This window comes from Labedella populi (assembly GCF_004078655.1).
Classification (GTDB): domain Bacteria; phylum Actinomycetota; class Actinomycetes; order Actinomycetales; family Microbacteriaceae; genus Labedella; species Labedella populi.
Genome location: NZ_RZNC01000001.1, coordinates 652,295 through 667,793, shown reverse-complemented (window position 1 = coordinate 667,793; position 15,499 = coordinate 652,295). Strand labels below are relative to the sequence as shown.

The 15,499-nt window shown below is 63.7% G+C and carries 9 protein-coding genes and 3 rRNA genes; all 12 read right to left on the bottom strand.

Features of this window, described 5'->3' with window-relative positions; all coding sequences use genetic code 11:
- Window positions 1-16 precede the first annotated feature (16 nt).
- Window positions 17-1,663: a CTP synthase gene (locus ELQ92_RS03340; RefSeq protein WP_128498013.1), complete on the bottom strand. Its 1,647-nt coding sequence runs from the start codon at window positions 1,661-1,663 to the stop codon at window positions 17-19.
- A 156-nt stretch (window positions 1,664-1,819) separates the two neighbouring features.
- A complete protein-coding gene (gene recN, locus ELQ92_RS03335; protein WP_128497540.1) occupies window positions 1,820-3,538 on the bottom strand; it encodes a DNA repair protein RecN in 1,719 nt (572 codons plus the stop codon).
- Entirely contained in the window at window positions 3,531-4,448 is a 918-nt protein-coding gene (locus ELQ92_RS03330) for an NAD kinase (RefSeq protein ID WP_128497539.1), read from the bottom strand. The genes recN and ELQ92_RS03330 overlap by 8 nt, the downstream gene beginning before the upstream one ends.
- Window positions 4,445-5,254, bottom strand: a complete 810-nt coding sequence (locus ELQ92_RS03325; RefSeq protein WP_128497538.1) for a TlyA family RNA methyltransferase — start codon at window positions 5,252-5,254, stop codon at window positions 4,445-4,447. Before ELQ92_RS03325 ends, ELQ92_RS03330 begins: the two co-directional genes overlap by 4 nt.
- A complete protein-coding gene (locus tag ELQ92_RS03320) occupies window positions 5,251-5,448 on the bottom strand; it encodes a hypothetical protein (protein ID WP_128497537.1) in 198 nt (65 codons plus the stop codon). Before ELQ92_RS03320 ends, ELQ92_RS03325 begins: the two co-directional genes overlap by 4 nt.
- 9 nt (window positions 5,449-5,457) lie before the next feature.
- Window positions 5,458-6,495 (bottom strand): HAD-IIA family hydrolase, encoded by a 1,038-nt coding sequence (locus tag ELQ92_RS03315; RefSeq protein WP_128497536.1) that lies wholly within the window; start codon window positions 6,493-6,495, stop codon window positions 5,458-5,460.
- Entirely contained in the window at window positions 6,467-7,438 is a 972-nt protein-coding gene (locus ELQ92_RS03310; RefSeq protein ID WP_128498012.1) for a hypothetical protein, read from the bottom strand. The genes ELQ92_RS03315 and ELQ92_RS03310 overlap by 29 nt, the downstream gene beginning before the upstream one ends.
- A gap of 35 nt (window positions 7,439-7,473) precedes the next feature.
- Window positions 7,474-8,001, bottom strand: a complete 528-nt coding sequence (locus tag ELQ92_RS03305; RefSeq protein ID WP_128497535.1) for a hypothetical protein — start codon at window positions 7,999-8,001, stop codon at window positions 7,474-7,476.
- Between the two features lie 267 nt (window positions 8,002-8,268).
- Window positions 8,269-8,385 (bottom strand): 5S ribosomal RNA (rrf, locus tag ELQ92_RS03300).
- A 131-nt stretch (window positions 8,386-8,516) separates the two neighbouring features.
- A 23S ribosomal RNA gene (locus ELQ92_RS03295) occupies window positions 8,517-11,636 on the bottom strand.
- A gap of 418 nt (window positions 11,637-12,054) precedes the next feature.
- Window positions 12,055-13,575: ribosomal RNA gene (locus ELQ92_RS03290) — 16S ribosomal RNA — on the bottom strand.
- The 16S, 23S and 5S rRNA genes sit together here, the layout of an rRNA operon.
- A 699-nt stretch (window positions 13,576-14,274) precedes the next feature.
- On the bottom strand, window positions 14,275-15,480 hold the full coding sequence (locus ELQ92_RS03285) for a glycosyltransferase (protein WP_128497534.1): 1,206 nt from the start codon (window positions 15,478-15,480) through the stop codon (window positions 14,275-14,277).
- Window positions 15,481-15,499 lie beyond the last annotated feature (19 nt).

Below are 15,499 nucleotides of genomic sequence, written 5' to 3'. Positions count from 1 at the left end.
ATACTCGCCGATCGGGTCAGGCGTCGACGACGTCCTCGTCGAACAGCTGGCTGGCCTGGTGCCGATCGAGGGCCGCGCCGACGAGCCCCGCGAAGAGCGGGTGGGCGTGGTTCGGCCGCGACCGCAGCTCGGGATGGGCCTGTGTACCGACGTAGAACGGGTGCACCGAGCGGTCGAGCTCGACGTACTCGACGAGGCGACCGTCTGGCGAGGTGCCCGAGAACCGGAGACCGGCGTCGGCGATCCGCTCGCGATACTCGTTGCTGACCTCGTAGCGGTGACGATGGCGCTCCGAGATCTCGTTGGTGCCGTACAGCTCGGCCACGAGCGAGTCCTCGGCGAGCGCAGCGGGATAGAGGCCGAGGCGCATCGTGCCGCCGAGGTCGCCGCCCGCGATGATCTCGACCTGCTCGGCCATCGTCGCGATGACGGGGAAGGTCGTGTCCGGGTCGAACTCGGTCGAGCTCGCGCCCTCGAGACCGGCCTCGGTGCGCGCGTATTCGATCACCATGCACTGCAGGCCGAGGCACAGGCCGAGCACGGGGATGCCGTTCTTCCGGGCGAACGTGAGTGCGCCCACCTTGCCCTCGATGCCGCGGATGCCGAAGCCGCCGGGGATGCAGATGCCGTCGACCGCGCTCAGCACACGGGCGGCACCCTCGGGGGTGTCGCACTCGTCGGAGGGGACCCAGACGATCTTGACCTTCGTGTCGTGGGCGAAACCGCCGGCCTTGAGCGCCTCGGTGACCGACAGGTATGCGTCGGGCAGGTCGATGTACTTCCCGACGAGGCCGATCGTGACCTCGTGCTTGGGGTCGTGCACGGCGCGCAGCACGCCCTCCCAGCCCGACCAGTCAACGGGAGAGGCCTCGAGGCCGAGTGCGTCGATGATGTAGGCGTCGAGGCCCTGGTCGTGCAGCATCGTGGGGATGTCGTAGATCGACGGGACGTCGACGGCGTTGACGACGGCGTCCTCGTCGACGTCGCACATCAGCGCGATCTTGCGCTTGTTCGATTCCGTGACGGGTCGGTCGCTGCGGAGCACGAGCGCGTCCGGCTGGATGCCGATCGAGCGGAGCGTCGCGACCGAGTGCTGCGTCGGCTTCGTCTTCTGCTCGCCCGACGCGCCCATGAAGGGCACGAGCGAGACGTGCACGAAGAACACGTTCTTGCGGCCGAGCTCGTGTCGCACCTGCCGTGCCGACTCGATGAACGGCTGCGACTCGATGTCTCCGACCGTTCCGCCGATCTCGGTGATGATCACATCGGGCTGTGGGTCTTCGGAGGCCTGCAGCCGCATGCGGCGCTTGATCTCGTCGGTGATGTGAGGGATGACCTGGACCGTGTCGCCGAGGTACTCGCCGCGGCGTTCCTTGGCGATCACGCTCGAGTAGATCTGGCCCGTCGTCACGTTGGCGGCCTGGCTCAGGTCGATGTCGAGGAAGCGTTCGTAGTGTCCGATGTCGAGGTCCGTCTCGGCGCCGTCGTCGGTCACGAAGACCTCGCCGTGCTGGAACGGGTTCATCGTTCCCGGGTCGACGTTGAGGTAGGGGTCGAGCTTCTGCATCACGACGTGCAGCCCGCGTGCCGTCAGCAGGTTGCCGAGGCTCGCGGCCGTGAGGCCCTTCCCGAGGGAGGAGACGACTCCACCCGTGACGAAGATGTGCTTCGTCGTGCGGCCGGAGCCCGCTGATCCACCGGATCCCGACGAACGGGACGCGCTGCTCGAACCACCCGTCTCGACGGAGTCGTCGAGTGATCGGGAAGGAGCGTCAGGAGAGGAAAGGGAGCCCGCGTTATTAATGTCCGCCACGGGCTTCTATCCTAACACCTGGGAATCGTGCGGGGACAGCGCGAGCAGCTCCTCCGCGTGGGCCAGGCCCGACTCGGAGTCCGGCAGACCGGAGAGCAGTCGCGCCATCTCGGAGACCCTCTCGTCGCCCTCGAGGCGCACGACGCTCGACGAGGTCACGGAGCCGTCGCTCTGCTTGCGCACGCTCAAGTGGTTGTTCGCGAAGGCCGCGACCTGCGCGAGGTGGGTGACGGCGATGACCTGCGAGGACTCGGCGAGCCGGGCGAGTCGCCGGCCGATCTCGATCGCCGCGGCACCGCCGACTCCCGAGTCGACCTCGTCGAAGACGAATGTGGGAACGGGGTCAGTCCCCGCGATGACGACCTCGATCGCGAGCATGACGCGAGAGAGCTCGCCGCCGGACGCGCCCCGCGCGAGGGCCCGCGGTTCCGCGCCGCTGTGGGGCTGGAGCAGGAAACGGACCTCGTCCCGACCGCTCGCCGTGAAGTCACCGTTCGACTGGACGTCGATCGTGAGCCGCGCGTCGGGCATCGCGAGAGCGGTGAGCTCGGCGCTCACGCGCTCGCCCAGCTCGGCGGCGGCGGCCGTGCGGGCTGCGCTGACGTCGGCCGCCAGCCGCTCGACGAGTTCAGCGTCCTCCGCGACCTGTCGCGTGAGCTCCTCGATCCGCTCGTCGTCCGAGTCGAGCTCGAGGAGACGGGCGCTGCCCGTGTCGAGCACGGCGATGACGTCGGCGAGCGTCGGTCCGTATGCGCGCATGAGCGCGGTCAGCGTCGCACGGCGTTCGTTCACGATCTCGAGTTCACGAGCACCGTCGGCGTCGACCTCCGCGAGGTAGCTCGAGAGCTCGGCGGCGACGTCGGCCGCGAGGTATCCGATGTTCGCGAGCTGCTCACCGATTGCGGCGAGCGTCGGATCGGCTCCGCTCGCGTCGTCGACGAGACGACGGGCGGCACCGACGAGTCCGACGACGTCGACACCGTCCGGCTCCTCGGCGGAGAGAGCTTCGCGAGCGCCCGCGGCCGCGAGTCTCAACGCCTCGAGGTTGCCGAGGCGGGTCGCCCGCACGGCGAGTTCCTCGTCCTCCCCCTGTTGAGGAGCCGCCACCTCGATCTCGGCGATCGTCTCGCGCAGCGTCGCGGCCTCGCTCGCTCGCGCATCACGCTCGGTCGTGATCGTCTCGAGCTCGGATCGGTTCGCCCGCCAGCGCGCGAAGGCGTGCGCGTAGTCGCCGAGCAGCGCCGCGAGGTCGCCTCCGGCGAACCGGTCGAGCGCCTCGCGCTGCGCCGTCGCCGACTTGAGCCGCAATTGCTCCGATTGCCCGTGCACGACGACGAGCCGTTCGCCGAGCTCGGACAGGATGCCGACGGGGGCGGCACGGCCGCCCACGGCCGCGCGGCTGCGCCCCTCCGCCGAGACGGTGCGCCCGAGCGTGAGCTCTGCGCGCCCCTCACCGAAGGGATCGACGTCACCACCCGCCTCGCGCACGCGTTCCGTCACGGGCCCCGATTCCGGGACGACCCAGCGCCCGTCGATACTCGCGCGTTCCTGGCCGGAGCGCACGGTGCCGCTGTCGGCACGGCCGCCGAGCAGCAGCCCGAGAGCGGTCACGACCATCGTCTTGCCCGCGCCCGTCTCTCCGGTGATGGCGGTGAACCCCGGCCCGAGCGGGAGGGTCGCCTCGGCGATCACGCCGAGGTCGCGGATCTCGATCTCCTCAATCACGACCGTTCGGCCCTCTCCAGCCCTCGACCGGCAGATGGAACTTGTGCACGAGCCGGTCGGTGAAGGGCCCCTGGTGCAGTCGCGCCAACCGCACCGGGACGCTCGAACGGCGATAGACGACGCGTGCTCCCGGTGGTAATTCGTGTGCGCGACGCCCGTCGGCCCACAGCACGCCCGAGCCCTGATTGCGCGGGATGACCTCGACCGCGAGCGACGACTCCGGACCCACGACGAGTGGACGGGCGAACAAGGCGTGGGCGCTCAACGGCACGAGGGTGATCGCCTCGACGGTCGGCCAGACGATGGGGCCGCCGGCGGAGAAGTTGTACGCGGTGGAGCCGGTGGGTGTCGACACGACCACACCGTCGCACCCGAACGCAGAGAGCGGCCGCCCGTCGACCTCGATGACGACCTCGAGCATGCGCTCGCGGCTGGCCTTCTCGACGGTCGCCTCGTTGAGGGCCCACGTCTCGTAGACCACATCGTTTCCCTGCTTGACGCGCACCGAGAGAGTCATGCGCTCTTCGACGAGGTAGTCTCCGTCGATCGCTCGCCGTACGGCTTCCCCGAGATCGTCGCGCTCGCTCTCGGCGAGGAAACCGACGTGCCCGAGGTTGACGCCGAGGAGCGGAGCGGAGAAGCCCCGCACGAGTTCGGCGGCACGCAGGATCGTGCCGTCACCCCCGAGGACGATGACGAGCTCGAGGTCGGCGGCGTCGATCTGCTCCCCGAGGATGGCGGTGTTGCTGGGAAGCACACACGCTGCGGCGATGTCCTCCCACTCGTCGCGTCGGAGCACGGGCGTCGCACCGCCGGCGGCCAGTTCGTCGATCACGGACACGGCGGCATCGATCGAGTCACGCCGCCCGGTGTGCGACACGACGAGGATCGCGCGTTGTGGTGCGGTCATGACTCTCCTGCTCCAGCGATCCGTCGGATCTCGTCCGTCCATTCTGACGGATGCCGACCGGAATTCGGGCTGAGATGAACGAGGTACTCGTGATTCCCATGCAGTCCGGTGATGGGGGACGACAGGACGGCGACGGTGTGCAGCCCGCTCTCCTCGGCGACCTCGAGAACGCGGCCGATGCTCTCGGCGCGAGCGGCGACGTCGACGACGATCCCCTCCTTCACGAGCGTCCTGCCCACCTCGAATTGCGGCTTGATCAGGAGGACGAATTCGGCGTCCGCGGAGACGGACGCGCGTACCGGTGGGATCACGTGCGTGAGCGAGATGAACGAGAGATCGCCCACCACGAGCTCGGGAGCCCAATCGACACCGCTCGCCGAGGCGAGCAGCCCCGCCGTGAGTTCGCGCGCATTGACGCCTTCCACGACCGAGACGCGAGGGTCGGAGCGGATCGGCTCCACGAGCTGACCGTGTCCCACATCGAGTGCGATGACGGCACGCGCATCGCGTCGGAGGAGCACCTCGGTGAATCCGCCCGTCGACGCCCCGACGTCGAGCGTCCGGACCCCGCGCGGATCGATGCCGAAGGTGTCGAGGGCGTGCACGAGCTTGGCGGCCGCGCGGCTCACGTAGCCGTCGGTGGCCTGGACCTCGACGACGTCCGTGGCGGCTACGGTGAGCGAGGGCTTCGTGACGACGGCTCCGTCGATACTCACGAGGCCGTCGGCGATGAGCCGTGCGGCATGGCTCCGCGAACGCGCGAGACCCCGCGCGGCGAGGGCGGCGTCCAGTCGGGAGGACGTCATCCGGCCGTGCGGTCCGCGCTGTCGAGGACCGCCTTCAGTTCCGCGTGCACGGCGCCGTACGCATCGGCGCGGTGCTCGAGCGGCTGGTCCTCGATCAGACGGAGGCGGGACACGAGCCCGTCGCCGTCGGCCGAGGTCAGCGGGACGCCCGTCTCGGGCGCGGCTCCAAGGGGATCATCCGACTGGTTCGACACTCCTCCAGGCTACAGTCCCGACTCCTCGTGCAGCCGAGGAGGGACGGTGAACCCGAAGATCGCGCGACCGCTCGCCCAGATGACGGCCGAGGCCGCGCGTAAGCGGTCGATCGCGGAGTCGCCGTCCTGGACGACGACGACGTCGGTGCCGGAGATCTTCACGACGGACCGCCCGACCGTCGCGGTGGACTTGTCGGCGCTGAACGTCGTCGCGGGGTACGGTTCGTGAAGGCCGCGGAGGTCTTCCAGGATGAACGTCGGGCGTGAACTCGGGTCGGCGGCGAGGACGTGCTTCGCGCGGTCGATGCCGGTGAGCACGAGCACGGAGTCCATGCCGGCCGCGTTCGCCCCCTTGATGTCGGTGTCGAGGCGGTCGCCGATGAACAGCGGCTTCGTCGCGGCGAAGCGCGTTCGGGCCTCGTCGAAGATCGGCGTCTCCGGCTTGCCGGCGACGATAGGCAGCCGCCCGACGGCGGTGTGGACCGCCGAGACGAGAGTGCCGTTGCCGGGCGCGATGCCGCGGGCCTGCGGAATCGTCCAGTCGGTGTTCGTGGCGATCCAGGGCAGATCGTTCGCCTCGCGACCCGTCTGCAGTGCGAAGGCCGCCTCGGCGAGTTGACTCCATCCCACCTCGGGCGCGAACCCCTGCACGACCGCGGCCGGGGAGTCCTCGGCCCTGCGGGTCACGACGTAACCGGCCTTCTCGACCTCGGACACCAGGCCGTCGCCACCCACGACGAGGATCGTCGACCCGGGCTCCGCGTGGTCCCTGAGGAGACGCATCGCGGCCTGCGGGCTCGTGACGACGTCGTTCGCTGTGGGGCGGAGGCCCAGCTCGCGGAGATGAGCGGCGACGGACTCGTCGGTGCGCGACGCGTTGTTGGTAATGTACCCGAGCCGCCGCGTCTCGCCCGCGAGGTTGAGACTCTCGACAGCGTGCGCGATGGCGTTCGGGCCGGCGTAAACGACACCGTCGAGGTCGGCGAGCACGACGTCGACGCCGTCGAGCGGCGTCGGCTCAGTCTTCTTGCGGCCGAACAGCGCCATCCTCGTCCTCTTCCCCGGTCTCGTCGGCAGCGTCGGTCTCGACGGCAGCGTCCGTCTTGTCCGCTTCGTCAGCCTCATTGGGCCGGACAGCTTCCTCAGCCGAGCCGGCCACGTCCGCTTCGTCGGCCTCGATGACAGCGTCGTCGGTCGCGGCGATGTCATCGGCCGGGATGTCGAACGCGTCGTCGTCACCGTCTGAAATCACCGCGTCGTCGGAGGCGTAACCGTCCACGGCGGTGTCGTCGGACTCATCCATCGGCAGTTCCTCTTCGACGATCTCGACCGTCTCGGACTCGTCCGGGTCGCCCAGCAGCTGCAGAGCAACCGAGGCCCGCCTCCGCCATAGCGCGGCATCGGCGTCGCGGCCGAGCTCGCTCAGCACCTCGGCGTAGGCATCGTAGAGGGCAGGGCTGTAACTGAACGCGCGATCCGGGTCGAGCTGCGGGATCTCGAGTTCGCCGAGCGCGAGCTCCGGAGAACCGAGATCGAGGCGCGCTCCCGACATCGCGATCGCCAGCGAGACCTGGGTCGCGGGAGTGAGCGTCGAGCGGTTTACGGAACGGCCGAGCTCGAGCGCCTTCTCTGGGCGCCCGACCCCGCGCTCGCTGTCGACCATGAGCGGAAGCTGCTCGTCGGAGCCGCTGATGCGACGGAACGTGCGCAGCTCGCGGAGAGCGAGTGCGTAGTCACCGGTCTCGTAGGCCGTGATCGCGAGGCTCTCGCGAACGACTCCGATACGGCCGGCCCGTCGAGCAGCGCTGAGCGCGTGCGCGTGCGCCAGCTCCGGGTCCTCGTCGATGAGACGGGACGCCATGACGAGGTGCTTGGCGACCCAGTCGGCGTTGTCCTTCGTGAGCGACTTGAGCTCATTTCGCGCCACCTTATCGAGGTCGCGCGGCTGGACGTCCTCGGGGATCTCGGGATCGTCGTGCCGCGGGCGCACCGACCGCAACTCACGCTGCAACTGTTCCTCGGGCGTCAGTTCAGGCTCGAACCGATCGTTCCGCTGCGGCCGCCCGCCCCGGTCGGGGCGCCCGTCACGCTGGGGAGGACGGCCTCCTCGGTCGGGACGTGCGTCCCGCCGCGGGCGGGAGTCGCCGTCGGTACGGCCCCGTCCGATGCCGCCTCGATCGCCGTACGACGGACGACCGGAGTCGCGGGCGCCCTCTCGGGGCGGCCGACCGTCACGCGGAGGACGAGGCGACCATTCCCTGTCGCCGGAGGGACGACGGTCACCCTCTCGCGGGGGACGACGATCATTGTCGCGAGGCGGACGACGGTCACCCTCTCGGGCGGGACCGCGATCACCCTCGCGCGGCGGACGACGGTCGTTGTCACGCGGAGGACGACGATCACCCTCACGAGGAGGACGACGGTCGCTGTCACGCGAGGGACGGCTGTCACCTCCGCGAGCAGGACGACGGTCGTTGTCACGCGAGGGACGACGGTCACCCTCACGAGGAGGACGCCGATCACCCTCACGAGGAGGACGTCGATCGTTGTCACGCGCCGGTCGACGGTCGTCGCGACCGCCTTGGCGGGCGCGACGATCGTCGCCGCCTTGAGCGCGAGAGCCTCCGGCGGGTCCGCCGGCGCGTCGATCGCGATCTGCCCCGTCGCGTGGGGGCCTGGAGCGGCCGTTCCGCTCGTCGTCGGTCTCGCTCATGTCGTCTCCAGGTCGTTCTCGCTCGTTCCGGCATCACGGGCTCTCTCGAGCATGCCCCGTTAACGCAAAATGGCCACCCAACAATGGGTGGCCATTTCAACGAAGAAGTCCGGCGGTGTCCTACTCTCCCACAGGGTCCCCCCTGCAGTACCATCGGCGCAGAGAGTCTTAGCTTCCGGGTTCGGAATGTAACCGGGCGTTTCCCTCTCGCTATGGCCGCCGAAACACTATTGATGTATCAAAGTGAACGTACTAGCTGTTAGCTAGATCAGTTCTCGACCGTACATCGAGAACCACTCAGTGGACGCGGGCATCAGGCCACTCATACCAGCCTTACAACAGTATGAGTGTAGTGATTATCAAGTCATCGGCTTATTAGTACCGGTCAGCTCCGAGAGTCTTTAGTCCTCTCTTCCACATCCGGCCTATCAACCCAGTAGTCTGGCTGGGAGCCTCTCACCCGAAGGTATGGAAATCTCATCTTGAGGCCGGCTTCCCGCTTAGATGCTTTCAGCGGTTATCCATCCCGAACGTAGCTAATCAGCGGTGCTCCTGGCGGAACAACTGACACACCAGAGGTTCGTCCAACCCGGTCCTCTCGTACTAGGGTCAGATCCTCTCAAATTTCCAACGCGCGCAGCGGATAGGGACCGAACTGTCTCACGACGTTCTAAACCCAGCTCGCGTACCGCTTTAATGGGCGAACAGCCCAACCCTTGGGACCTACTCCAGCCCCAGGATGCGACGAGCCGACATCGAGGTGCCAAACCATGCCGTCGATATGGACTCTTGGGCAAGATCAGCCTGTTATCCCCGAGGTACCTTTTATCCGTTGAGCGACAGCGCTTCCACAAGCCACTGCCGGATCACTAGTCCCGACTTTCGTCCCTGCTCGACTTGTCAGTCTCACAGTCAAGCTCCCTTGTGCACTTACACTCGACACCTGATTGCCAACCAGGTTGAGGGAACCTTTGGGCGCCTCCGTTACTTTTTGGGAGGCAACCGCCCCAGTTAAACTACCCATCAGGCACTGTCCCTGAACCGGATTACGGTTCTAAGTTAGACATCCAGAGTGACCAGAGTGGTATTTCAACAACGACTCCACCGACACTAGCGTGCCAGCTTCACAGTCTCCCACCTATCCTACACAAGCCACACCGAACACCAATACCAAACTGTAGTAAAGGTCACGGGGTCTTTCCGTCCTGCTGCGCGTAACGAGCATCTTTACTCGTAGTGCAATTTCGCCGAGTTCGCGGTTGAGACAGCTGGGAAGTCGTTACGCCATTCGTGCAGGTCGGAACTTACCCGACAAGGAATTTCGCTACCTTAGGATGGTTATAGTTACCACCGCCGTTTACTGGGGCTTAAATTCTGAGCTTCGCCGAAGCTAACCCTTCCTCTTAACCTTCCAGCACCGGGCAGGCGTCAGTCCGTATACATCGTCTTGCGACTTGGCACGGACCTGTGTTTTTAGTAAACAGTCGCTTCCCACTGGTCTCTGCGGCCATACAGCGCTTCCCGGAGTAAATCCGTTCACGCCTCAGGCCCCCCTTCTCCCGAAGTTACGGGGGCATTTTGCCGAGTTCCTTAACCACGATTCTCTCGATCTCCTTGGTATTCTCTACCTGACCACCTGTGTCGGTTTGGGGTACGGGCAGCTGGAACCTCGCGTCGATGCTTTTCTTGGCAGCATAGGATCATCGGATCTTGCACTTATCGTGCTCCCCTTAAGTTCTCAGCCTATGTGAGAGACGGATTTGCCTATCTCTCGGCCTACAACCTTGGCCTAGGACAACCATCGCCTAGGACCGACTACCTTCCTGCGTCACACCTGTTAATACGCTAACCGCACCAGACGGGTTCGAGCGTTAGACCGGATGCGTCATCCCCGAAGGGAATCAGTCGTCCGGGTTAGGACTCTTAGCACTACTGGATTGGCTTGGGCGGTTCTTCGCCGGTACGGGAATATCAACCCGTTGTCCATCGACTACGCCTGTCGGCCTCGCCTTAGGTCCCGACTTACCCAGGGCGGATTAACCTGGCCCTGGAACCCTTGGTCTTTCGGAGGACGGGTTTCTCACCCGTCTTTCGCTACTCATGCCTGCATTCTCACTCGTGTGGCGTCCACGGCTGGTTCACACCGCCGCTTCACTCGCCACACGACGCTCTCCTACCCATCAACACGGCTGGACCACGAAGGCCTACCACTAATGTCAATGCCACAACTTCGGTGGCGTGCTTGAGCCCCGTTACATTGTCGGCGCGGAATCACTTGACCAGTGAGCTATTACGCACTCTTTCAAGGGTGGCTGCTTCTAAGCCAACCTCCTGGTTGTCTGTGCAACTCCACATCCTTTCCCACTTAGCACGCGCTTTGGGACCTTAGTTGGTGGTCTGGGTTGTTTCCCTCTCGACAATGAAGCTTATCCCCCACTGTCTCACTGCTGCGCTCTCACTTACCGGCATTCGGAGTTTGGCTGACGTCAGTAACCTTTTGGGGCCCATCGGCCATCCAGTAGCTCTACCTCCGGCAAGAAACACGCAACGCTGCACCTAAATGCATTTCGGAGAGAACCAGCTATCACGAAGTTTGATTGGCCTTTCACCCCTATCCACAGCTCATCCCCTCAGTTTTCAACCTAAGTGGGTTCGGTCCTCCACGACGTCTTACCGTCGCTTCAACCTGGCCATGGATAGATCACTTCGCTTCGGGTCTAGGACATGCGACTGAATCGCCCTATTCAGACTCGCTTTCGCTACGGCTTCCCCTCACGGGTTAACCTCGCCACATATCGCTAACTCGCAGGCTCATTCTTCAAAAGGCACGCTGTCACCCCTACAAGGAGGCTCCAACGGTTTGTAAGCAAACGGTTTCAGGTACTATTTCACTCCCCTCCCGGGGTACTTTTCACCTTTCCCTCACGGTACTTGTCCGCTATCGGTCATCTGGGAGTATTTAGGCTTATCAGGTGGTCCTGACAGATTCACACGGGATTTCTCGGGCCCCGTGATACTTGGGATACTCTCCGCACGATTGCGACATTTCGACTACGGGGTTGGCACCCTCTATGACTGGCCTTTCAATACCATTCGTCTATATCGCGTTCTAATGCTGACCGCTTATCAGCGCGGTCTGGAAAGTCCCACAACCCCGAACATGCAACGCCTGATAGCTATCACACATGCTCGGTTTAGCCTGTTCCGATTTCGCTCGCCACTACTCTCGGAATCACTGTTGTTTTCTCTTCCTGTGGGTACTGAGATGTTTCACTTCCCCACGTTCCCTCTACCCGCCCTATATATTCAGGCGGGAGTCACTGGGTCACCTTGCGGGCCCAGCGGGGTTTCCCCATTCGGAAATCCTCGGATATAACGCTTGTTTATCAGCTCCCCGAGGCTTATCGCAGATTACTACGTCCTTCTTCGGCTCCAGATGCCAAGGCATCCACCGTTTGCTCTTAGAAACTTGAAATCACATGAGTTTGAATCGATTTCTCTAAAGAAATTGACCAATGATCTACGACCCTCCGAAGAGGGTCTTTGATCTTTGTGATCCAGAGTCGAAACTCTGAATCTAAGATGCTCGCGTCCACTGTGTAGTTCTCAAAGTACGGGCGGTACCCTCCGCGTCGGCAAGTCATGCCGACGACGAAAGGTCCAGAGGTGCAGTCCGGATCTCTCGATCCTTCCCGGTCCCTCAGGACCCAACAGCGTGCATGTGAAGCGGTTCCCAGTTCGATCGGTTCCAACCGGCAAGCCGGCGTACTGTGATCTCGCTGTTCAGCGCTTCACCAATGTCAATGTTCCACCCATGAGCTTCCAGTCGAGGACATTCGCCTCGATGCTGGCTCTGGACTCACCACCGGAGTGGAGAGTCAGATGCTCCTTAGAAAGGAGGTGATCCAGCCGCACCTTCCGGTACGGCTACCTTGTTACGACTTAGTCCTAATTACCGATCCCACCTTAGACAGCTCCCTCCAAAAGGTTGGGCCACTGGCTTCGGGTGTTACCGACTTTCATGACTTGACGGGCGGTGTGTACAAGGCCCGGGAACGTATTCACCGCAGCGTTGCTGATCTGCGATTACTAGCGACTCCGACTTCATGAGGTCGAGTTGCAGACCTCAATCCGAACTGAGACCGGCTTTTTGGGATTCGCTCCACCTTACGGTATTGCAGCCCTTTGTACCGGCCATTGTAGCATGCGTGAAGCCCAAGACATAAGGGGCATGATGATTTGACGTCATCCCCACCTTCCTCCGAGTTGACCCCGGCAGTCTTCCATGAGTTCCCACCATTACGTGCTGGCAACATAGAACGAGGGTTGCGCTCGTTGCGGGACTTAACCCAACATCTCACGACACGAGCTGACGACAACCATGCACCACCTGTATACCGACCTTGCGGGGCGACTATTTCTAGCCGTTTCCGGTATATGTCAAGCCTTGGTAAGGTTCTTCGCGTTGCATCGAATTAATCCGCATGCTCCGCCGCTTGTGCGGGCCCCCGTCAATTCCTTTGAGTTTTAGCCTTGCGGCCGTACTCCCCAGGCGGGGAACTTAATGCGTTAGCTGCGACACGGAGACCGTGGAATGGTCCCCACATCTAGTTCCCAACGTTTACGGCGTGGACTACCAGGGTATCTAATCCTGTTCGCTCCCCACGCTTTCGCTCCTCAGCGTCAGTTACGGCCCAGAGATCTGCCTTCGCCATCGGTGTTCCTCCTGATATCTGCGCATTCCACCGCTACACCAGGAATTCCAATCTCCCCTACCGCACTCTAGTCTGCCCGTACCCACTGCAGGCGCGAGGTTGAGCCTCGCGTTTTCACAGCAGACGCGACAAACCGCCTACGAGCTCTTTACGCCCAATAATTCCGGACAACGCTTGCACCCTACGTATTACCGCGGCTGCTGGCACGTAGTTAGCCGGTGCTTTTTCTGCAGGTACCGTCACTTTCGCTTCTTCCCTGCTAAAAGAGGTTTACAACCCGAAGGCCGTCGTCCCTCACGCGGCGTTGCTGCATCAGGCTTTCGCCCATTGTGCAATATTCCCCACTGCTGCCTCCCGTAGGAGTCTGGGCCGTGTCTCAGTCCCAGTGTGGCCGGTCACCCTCTCAGGCCGGCTACCCGTCGTCGGCTTGGTGAGCCGTTACCTCACCAACTACCTGATAGGCCGCGAGTCCATCCTTGACCGAAGTTCTTTCCAACCGCAGGAGATGCCTCCACGGTTCGTATCCGGTATTAGACGTCGTTTCCAACGCTTATCCCAGAGTCAAGGGCAGGTTACTCACGTGTTACTCACCCGTTCGCCACTGATCCAGAGGAGCAAGCTCCTCTTTCACCGTTCGACTTGCATGTGTTAAGCACGCCGCCAGCGTTCGTCCTGAGCCAGGATCAAACTCTCCGTAAATGTTTATTTGCACGGACGCGAACGCCCGGCACATTTTGTGTACCGTCCCACCGGAATGGGTAGGAGCGATACGAGTTCGAAACTGACAGAACAAATCATTACTGACTTGCTTTGTTGTTCAATATTTTTCCAAAGGAATCTCACGACTCGCCGACCGAGGTCGGCGCCTGACTGTCGTCAGTGTTGTTCACTGTCATCAACGAAGTTGAATCGAGTAAGCACAGTCACGAGGTTTTTGGCATTTGACATTGTGCACGCTGTTGAGTTCTCAAGGATCGGGCGCTCCCGACTGCTCGCCTTCCGGCAGCCATTCGGGGCAACTTCTCTACCTTACCACTTCGTTTCGCTGTGTCAAATTCGCTTCCGGAAGTCTTACTGTCTTATCGACAGAGACACCCGAGTGGGGCATTTGACTGCTCCGGGAGTGGATTTTCCATCCTAGTCATGTGAGGCGATCACTACAAGAGGATCAGCGTTTTAGACTGGGGTGGTTTGTGTCAGAGACACTTGCCGCATGGGGTTCGGAGCTGAGCTAGCTGGTGAGTTTTTCACTCACTCGCTGCTTCCCGCTTTCCGTTCCGCTCGGGGCAACAAGGAAGACATTACGTGGGATCCGGGGGTCGTGCAAATTGCACCTGCATCCCGGGCGTGTCGCGGTCCGGATCCGCGGAATCACGCGGATATGTCGTCCACTACCCCTCACGCTGCTCGCGAGTGGGCTCGGATGGCGCGCTCATAGACGGCGATCATCCGCGCGGTCTGCGTGCTCTGCAGCAGGGAGTCTCCGGCACCCGGAGAGAGCGAGTCGGCCGTGCCGGACTGCAGGGCTCCCGCGACCTCGGCGATCGTGTCCGCGAGAGCCCGCACCGAACCGTCCGCCGGCTGCCATGCCGCCCCTTCCGGAAGATCCCCGGCGATCGCCGGATCGCTCACGATCGAGCGCGTCCCGACCACGGTCGCTTCGAAGACGGTCATCCCCTGCGTCTCGAATCCGATCGACGTCTGCACAAGCGCATCGGCGCTCGCCAACGCGACGAGCGAATCGCGATACGGCACCCGACCTGCGAAGACCACACGATCACCGAGACCGTGGCGCGCGACGAACGCCTCGGCCTTCCCGAGGAGGAGTCCGGCGCCGTACAGACGGAACTCGGCATCGGCCCCCGACAGGCGAACGGCCTCGAGGAACTCCATGAGCCGCTTCTCCGCGCTCATCCTGCCCATCCAGAGGAAGACCGGTCGACGCCTCTCCCCCGACGACGACGCCGCCGCCGCGCGCACCTCGTCGATGAGGTCGTCGTCGACGCCCGTCGCGATCACCTCGATGTCCGGTCCGATCCCTCTCGTCCGGAGGAGTTCCGCGAAGTGTCGGCTCGGGGCGACGAGTTCCGACGCCCGCCGCGCGAACTCGTCGAGGTAGCTCCACGCGCTCGGCCGGAGTGCCGACAACCGAGGACGGAGCACGAGTCCTTGTGCCCACAGCATCGCGCGCACAGCCAACCGCGGAGCCGGAACCACTTGCTCGATCCCGAACTCGACGTGATTGTGGAACGTGTGCACCACGGGGATCCCGTGCCGCTCGGCGAAGCGGTACCCGATGACCGCTTGCCAGAAGTCGGCCTGAACGTGCACGACGTCGACCGGCGGACGCGCGGCCATCGCCCGATCGAGAGCGGCATCGGTGCGTCTGCCCGGAAGTGAGGCCGAGTACTCCCGGTCCAGCGTGATCGGTAGCGAGGCCGTGTCGACATCGTGGGGATCGACCGGATGCGACGGGTGCATCCGCGGCGCGCACACCGTGACCGTGTGCCCGGCTCGTTCGAGGAACCGGGTCTGCAGGCGGATGGAGACCTGCACCCCTCCGGCGGACGCGGCGTGCTGGTCGCTCAGCATCAGGATGTGCATGGTGACCCCAGGCTAGGGC